Source organism: Phormidium sp. CCY1219, from assembly GCF_055795085.1.
The window spans coordinates 1-1,544 of record NZ_JAYFEQ010000553.1 but is presented as its reverse complement, the minus strand read 5'-3'; the positions used below and the strand labels follow the sequence as shown (position 1 = coordinate 1,544).

The window sequence follows — 1,544 nt, the reverse complement described above, 5'->3', positions numbered from 1 at the left end:
TCGTAGGGCTTAGGCTGGTCAGCTACCTAAAGTCAGGGGCTAGAAGCCCCGTCTCTTTAGAGCGGGGTGCTGACAAGCACTGTACCAGTTTCTCGGGTTCATCCGCCATACCTTCGTTAGCGGGCGCGCGATCGCGATCGCAGCTTCCGCCAACTATCGCACCCAATTTGCCTGCGATTGAACCTCCCTAGATCGAGAACCCCTTGAAAAAAGGCAGAGAGCTTGGTCTCATCAACTATTCTAGATATTTAGATAACTAGAGTAGTAAACACTTTAACAAGGACAAACAAGTGGGAAGAGAGATTCAGTGCAAATTGGACAAATTAATGGCAAGTCGAGGGCTAACGCAGCTTGACTTAAAAAGAGAGCTCGGGCTGAGTCCGAGCACTGTCCGCGCCTTGCAGAACAATCGCTTTAGTCGAATCGACAAGACCAGCTTAGAAAAACTGCTGGACTATTTTGAGATTGACTCCCTCGACCAGTTCTTTACAATTCTTAACAAAGAAGATGCCTAAATCGATAGACATTTAAGCTAGAGTAAAAAAAAAGCGGGTACCACCCCGCTCCCAAAAAAGCTATCTCAAATCTACCATGAATACACCTAAAACCGCTACGGCTAAGGCTTCTAGCCACCTTCCCGTTGACAATAGCTTCAACTACGACTACAGCAGCTTCGGCTTGGAAACCGAAGCAACGGCAAGCCAAACAAGCCCTATCCCAGTTTTTCGGGTTCATCCGCCATACCTTCGTCAGTGGCCTCGAAATCGGTCGAAATTTGCGGCAACTGCTGCACCAACTTTGCCTCGAACGGGGACTCACCCAAGGCGATCGCTTATTCGATCGCTGGCTGGATTCGTCCGACTGTGGTGGCTCCACCTGAATGGCGCGATTCCCTGCGCGATAGCTTCGCTTCACGCTGATTCAGATTTCCGAATCGTTTGACAGCCAAAAGCAGCGGATCCAATGCATCATCCTCAATTTCATCCAGTCCTAGAAGGTCAGCAGAAGGCTACGATACTTGTTGAATGCTATATAGTATCGTTCTGCAACGGGATCGAATGGACATTCAAAAGCCTGAAATTATCTGCCACCTTGACGAGTTAATGCAACAACGAGGACTAACTCAGCAGCAGTTGAGCGAGGAAACTGGAATTGCTCCAGCAGGAATCCGTGCTTATCAGCACAACAGCTTCCGAAGGATAGACCGGGACACTCTCGCAACCATTGCGGGTTACTTCAAATTAAGGTCTTTGGATGAATTATTCACATTTGTTTACAAAGAATAACCACCTAGACCTTACTATAAATGCTAGCATGGTAGTATGCTAACATTTAACAGCGAATCAATAAAAAGGAGCGGTATCACCCGCCCCATTACAACATAAGTCACCACTATGATAGCTCAAATTCAATCAGGTCAAGCATTTGCCGAGCGGGGCACCTCTGCACCGTTCGTTCTCAAAACCGACTACGACTACAGCAGCTTCGGCTCTGAAACCCTCCAACAGCAAGCAAAAGAAGCACTTTCCCAGTTCTTCGGTTTC

Annotated in this window: 4 protein-coding genes; all 4 read left to right on the top strand. The window is 47.7% G+C overall.

Going from position 1 to position 1,544, the window contains the following annotated elements:
- Positions 1-191, top strand: a 191-nt coding sequence (locus tag AC0QH1_RS15400; protein WP_324632081.1) for a hypothetical protein, incomplete at its 5' end; no start/stop codon positions are given.
- Between the two features lie 99 nt (positions 192-290).
- Positions 291-515 carry a helix-turn-helix domain-containing protein gene (locus tag AC0QH1_RS15395; RefSeq protein WP_324632080.1) on the top strand — a complete coding sequence of 75 codons (225 nt, stop codon included), beginning with the start codon at positions 291-293 and terminating at the stop codon, positions 513-515.
- A 125-nt stretch (positions 516-640) separates the two neighbouring features.
- Positions 641-880, top strand: a complete 240-nt coding sequence (locus tag AC0QH1_RS15390; RefSeq protein WP_324632079.1) for a hypothetical protein — start codon at positions 641-643, stop codon at positions 878-880.
- A 178-nt stretch (positions 881-1,058) separates the two neighbouring features.
- Positions 1,059-1,286: a helix-turn-helix domain-containing protein gene (locus AC0QH1_RS15385; protein ID WP_324632078.1), complete on the top strand. Its 228-nt coding sequence runs from the start codon at positions 1,059-1,061 to the stop codon at positions 1,284-1,286.
- Positions 1,287-1,544 lie beyond the last annotated feature (258 nt).